The following is a 5128-nucleotide window of genomic DNA, read 5'->3' as shown; positions in this document are numbered from 1 at the left end:
GGGTAAATCACCAACGTCTCAATGTAGTAGTAGTAGATTTACTGCACGATCCTACCCTAAAAACCCCTGCTCCCCAAGTCCCATCGGTAGCTACGGAGTATTCCGAAATCCCTTCTCCCAAAGTAGTATTGGTAATTACCTCTGACACTCGGTCTAAGGAAACCGGTCCAGCAAATTCTCCTATGGGGAAAGACAATAGACCAGGCAAATTTCCTGGTTTTGGCTGGGTTACATCCCCGAGTTCCACATCCTCGTTGGTTAGGTTGCGCAAAGCCAAGTTTTCTGGAGTAATTTCAGTATCATTGTTGGGGGGAAGTGACCAGATAGGAGCCGCAATATTGACTTGGCGAATACCAGTAGAACGAGAGACTACCGGATTATCCACAAAGGTTTCTCCTTGCATCGCTCGTTGAAAGTGAGTGCGATCGCTAAGATTCTTCCCCTCAATAAAACCTGCACGAGTGGTGTAGTAAGAGCCATTTCCCTTAGCCATGACAAACATATGAAAATCGGGCAATCGTTCTTGCTCGAATTGCAGATAGGGTTGGGCAACCTCCCAGTCCAAAGACCGAACTTCCGGAGTATTCGCAATCGTTTCCACCTTCGCCATCAGAGCAGCCAGCCATTCATCAATTTGATGTCCCGCCATCTTGACCTTCAATTCAGCATTATCCTTCAGACTCTCAAGAATCAGACTCCGAACCAGCCAATAACTAGTGAAAGCTGCTGTTCCCACTAACGCAATGGTGCCACTAATTAACAACCGGGGAACAGAACGCCTTGGCTGCCATACCGATTGATAACTATTGTGCTTAAGCCACCACTGGCGTCTAAACCAAGTTCCCATCTCTGTTATGGAAAATCCTTCCTGTTGTTCCTGAGAAACAACAGCCGCTTTGGCCTGGGGTTGGGCTAGGATAGTAGGGTCTGAGCAACTGGTATCTACTTCTGATGCTGAAGGAATACCGCTCAGCTGACAGTACCCGTGTGGGTAAACCTTGAGTGGGGAATTATCCGCAAGTGAGTTTCTCTGGGAACTAGCATTAAAACGATTAAGTCTCACGGTTCCGAAGATAGTCCTTAGGCTGGGTTGCCTACTGGTGGGATAAGATGACAATTGTTTACCTGCCCTTTCTCCCCTGATGCCCTCTGTTCCCTCTCTTGCATCGGAGTACAAATCATCCCTATGTTGGCCAATACCCCAATTACTTCCAGGCTGGGGATTGACCTGGTTAGAGTACCTACCCTGCCTTCTTGGGTAAAGTGCTTCTGGTTGATTGTCTCCCCGCCAATCCAGATAACCTTGTAGCAGTTGCCGCAACAGTTCCATACCATTGATCCAGAGGTTTTCTTCTATCTGGTAATAGGTGAGACCGTACGCTTCCTCAGAACAGAGCCAATTAAGAATTTCTTCAAAGTACTCACGAGCTTGGAAAAACGGCTTGAGCTGAGTATATTCAGATGTTGCCATAATAAAATCGGATGTAGGTTTGATATGATCTCGCCTAATCTCTACCAGAAAAATTATAGTCAGTCCGGGAAAATTTTTTTTAAGTAGTTAGTGGTTAGTAGTTAGAGCAACTCTGGTTCATCACTTACCAAATAGTCCCTGTTTTGGTCATGGGCAATCGGTAATGGTGACTCGTTAACTACCAAGTATCAATCACCAAGTACCAATTACCCAAGAAGAGATATGATAATTACTCAAACCGATTGAGTATAATCAGTAATTTACCCTGAATTATTAATTAAAATTACGACTTGTCAGTAATATTACTGTTGACTTGTGGTTCTGTAATTTGATGAACTTCAAATAGGGTCATACTAACTAATACTAATTTCATTTATTTGAGATACAGATGGTAAACAGGTGTAGGTTAGTCGGTTAGCCGGTGATCGGGTTATCTTCTGAAGCTTCAAATGTGGCCCATGGATAATCAAAACTTTAATTATCACAATAATCATAATTAAATCAAAAAATAAATGGTTTATCCTAAAAAGAAAACTAGTGATATCAAAAATTTTTTTTATCTTTATTTGGTGATATTTATGAGTATGATTTTAATTTTTATAAATAATCATTATAAATTACCATATAAATCAATGAACTATAGGGTAAAATCCTCAGAGTATAGTCTTTTATTTGATGAACCAATTCAGCCAATACCACTAAAATTAGAACTAAACAAAGATAAAATTAAACTGGGCAATAGGATTTTTCATGACCCCCGACTATCACAGGATAACACCATCTCTTGTGCTAGCTGCCACAATCTAAATACCGGTGGTACAGACCAAATGGCGCGTTCAATTGGGATCAAGAATAGGATTGGCTTGATCAATGCACCCACAGTCTTCAACAGTGGATTCAATTTTAAGCAACATTGGGATGGAAGCGTTGACACCTTGGAGGAACAGATTGATAGACCAATCCATACAGAGTATGAAATGGGTTCTAATTGGCAAGAAATTCTCAGTAAGCTCAAGCAATCCCCTGAGTATGTCTCATTATTTAGCCAACTGTATAAAGATGGTATCAACAGCGACAACATCAAGGATGCGATCGCTACTTTTGAAAGATCGCTGTACACTCCCAACTCACGCTTTGACCAATTTCTGCAGGGCAAGAAAAATGCCCTCTCCTCCTCAGAAAAAGAAGGCTATCGTCTATTTAAAGCCTATGGCTGTGTTAGCTGTCATCAAGGAGTCAATGTCGGCAGTAATATGTTCCAGGCTTTTGGTCTGTTTGGGGATTACTTCAAAGATCGCGGTAAGCTTACCAAAGCTGATTTGGGACGCTTTAATGTCACTGGCAATGAACGTGATCGTTATGTATTTAAGGTTCCCAGTTTGCGGAACGTGGCTCTAACATCACCATATTTTCACGACGGTTCAGCTGAAACTCTTGAAGAAGCTGTGAGGATAATGGGCAAATATGAATTGGGACGTCCACTGTCCCCAAACGATATTGGTCTGATTGTCAAGTTCCTCAAAACTCTCACAGGCGAATACCAAGGAAAACCATTGTGAACAAAACTCAATTGCTAAAGCTCCTAAATACCTTAGCTGCTGTTCTTATCTTGGCTTTTTTGGTGAATAAAAGTCTACCAATTAATATTGAAGAACACCAACAGTATCAAAATACTTTAAATCAACAAAAGGAGATAGATGTAATATTAAATCAGGATATTCTAAAATCTCGGTACGATCTCTTAAACTATTACGATCCATTTATCAAGCATATATCTCAACTCAAAGATACCCAAAATAGCCTTAAAATAATCCCGACATTTATTAATCAGGACGGCAATAAAAAAATTAACAATACTTTAAACAAAAGTTCAAAAATTATAAATCAAAAAGAAATTTTAATCGAAAGATTAAAATTTCAGAATTCAATTCTAAAAAACTCCCTGAGTTACTTACCGTTTCTGACTAATGATATCGTAAAAAGTACCTCGGCTAAAAGCGGAAGCTATTATTTAGAAGTTATTCTCGATGAACTGCTGAAAAATATCCTGCTTTACAACCTCAACTCTGATCAGGAATTAGAAGCGCTGATCAAGGACAATATGGATAGGCTGTTGCTGATCAAAGACCAAAATAATTTTGGTAAAGATGAAGAATTTATCGATCTAGCCCTGAGCCATTCCCGAAGAATTATGAGCAATAAACCTCAGGTAGATGAACTGACCCAGCAACTGCTACACCTCCCTACTAAGCAGCTAAACGAAGAACTGGATTACGTCTATAACCTCTACTATAACCAAGCTATTGATAGAGCTAATATTTATCGTTTATATGCCTATAGTTTGTTGTTGATTTTGCTAGCTTGGATTGCCTACTTAATTATCAAAAATTTGGTAAAAGCTAACCGTCGTACCATCAACATTCTCGAAAGTATCACCGATGCCTTTATTGCCCTAAACGACCAGTGGCAGATTACCTATCTTAATCCTCAAGCTTTCCAAATGCTACAGAGTCAACCCGAACAGCTTCTGAATCATAATCTGGAGGAGGTGTTTTCCGGAGTCTTTGGCTCCAAGTTCTACCAGGAGTGTCATCGGGCCGTTGCTGCACAGGTTGTTGTCACCTTTGAAGAATACTATCCACCGACGAAATGTTGGTTTGACGTAAAAGCTTATCCAGGTATTAATGGTCTTTCAGTATTCTTTCATGACATTACTGAGCGTAAACAAGCCTCCCGGGTCTTGCAGCAACTAAATGAGGACTTAGAAGCTAGGGTAGAAGAACGTACTGTCCAACTTGCTGAAAGTATGAAAGAAGCCGAAAAAGCGCGGACTAAGTCTGAAGAAGCTAACAAAGCCAAAAGCCAATTTCTTGCCAATATGAGTCATGAACTACGTACCCCCCTCAATGCGATTCTAGGATTCACACAATTAATGAACCGTGATTCATCGCTGAATCAGGAACATCAGGAATATCTAGCCATCATTAGTCGGAGTGGTCAGCATTTACTGAACTTGATCAACGACATATTAGAAATGTCCAAAATTGAGGCAGGTCAGATAACTCTAAATGAAACTAGCTTTGATCTTTATCGTCTGCTAGATAGTCTCGAAGAGATGTTACGACTGCGAGCCGCATCCAAAGGCTTACAACTTATTTTTTACCGAGAGCCAGAGCTTCCTCGATATGTGAAAACAGATGAGGGAAAATTGCGCCAAGTTTTGATTAATTTACTGGGAAACGCTATCAAATTTACTCAACAAGGCAGTGTCACTTTGCGGGTTGTTCGTAACAAGGAAAAGTTCAAAATTAGCGGGTATGATCAGTTGAATGTTGACAGGTTGAATCTTGACAGGTATGATCAGTTGAATGTTGGCAGGTTGAAGGTTGGCAGGTCTGATCAGTTAAAGGTTGGCAGGTCTGATCAGTTGAAGGTTGACAGGTTGAATGTTGTTGGCAAAGCGTGGCCTACTAACCTTGGCCAAAAGGCCACGCTTCGCGAACGCGAACAACCTGCTAACCTTCCACCTGCTAACCTTCCACCTACTAAGATTCCACCTATTAACCTTCCACCTGCAACCCTTACCGGACAGACAATCACCTTTGAAATAGAAGATACCGGTCCTGGTGTTGACCCAGCTGAGATTGACAGCTTGTT

General features: G+C 40.9%; 3 protein-coding genes. 2 read left to right on the top strand and 1 reads right to left on the bottom strand.

Annotated features, from left to right (window positions below; all coding sequences use genetic code 11):
- Nucleotides 1-7: 7 nt before the first annotated feature.
- A complete protein-coding gene (locus tag F6K52_RS32040; RefSeq protein WP_293088434.1) occupies nucleotides 8-1471 on the bottom strand; it encodes a hypothetical protein in 1464 nt (487 codons plus the stop codon).
- 632 nt (nucleotides 1472-2103) lie between these two features.
- On the opposite strand from F6K52_RS32040, the gene F6K52_RS32035 reads away from it, so the two are divergent.
- Both F6K52_RS32035 and F6K52_RS32030 read left to right on the top strand, forming a co-directional pair.
- Nucleotides 2104-3030, top strand: coding sequence for a cytochrome-c peroxidase (locus F6K52_RS32035; protein ID WP_293088433.1), 927 nt, complete (start codon nucleotides 2104-2106; stop codon nucleotides 3028-3030).
- On the top strand, nucleotides 3027-5128 hold a 2102-nt coding region (locus F6K52_RS32030), incomplete at its 3' end, for a DAHL domain-containing protein (protein ID WP_293088431.1). The genes F6K52_RS32035 and F6K52_RS32030, both read left to right, overlap by 4 nt.

Source organism: Moorena sp. SIO3H5, from assembly GCF_010692395.1.
In the GTDB taxonomy this organism is placed as follows: Bacteria; Cyanobacteriota; Cyanobacteriia; order Cyanobacteriales; family Coleofasciculaceae; genus Moorena.
Note: the sequence above shows the minus strand (reverse complement) of the source record. Positions and strands in the feature narration are given on the sequence as shown.

Excerpts from the sequence above, each read along its gene's own strand:
- F6K52_RS32040 (WP_293088434.1), bottom strand. The coding sequence starts at position 1,471 with ATGGCAACATCTGAATATACTCAGCTCAAGCCGTTTTTCCAAGCTCGT.
- F6K52_RS32035 (WP_293088433.1), top strand. The coding sequence starts at position 2,104 with ATGAACTATAGGGTAAAATCCTCAGAGTATAGTCTTTTATTTGATGAA.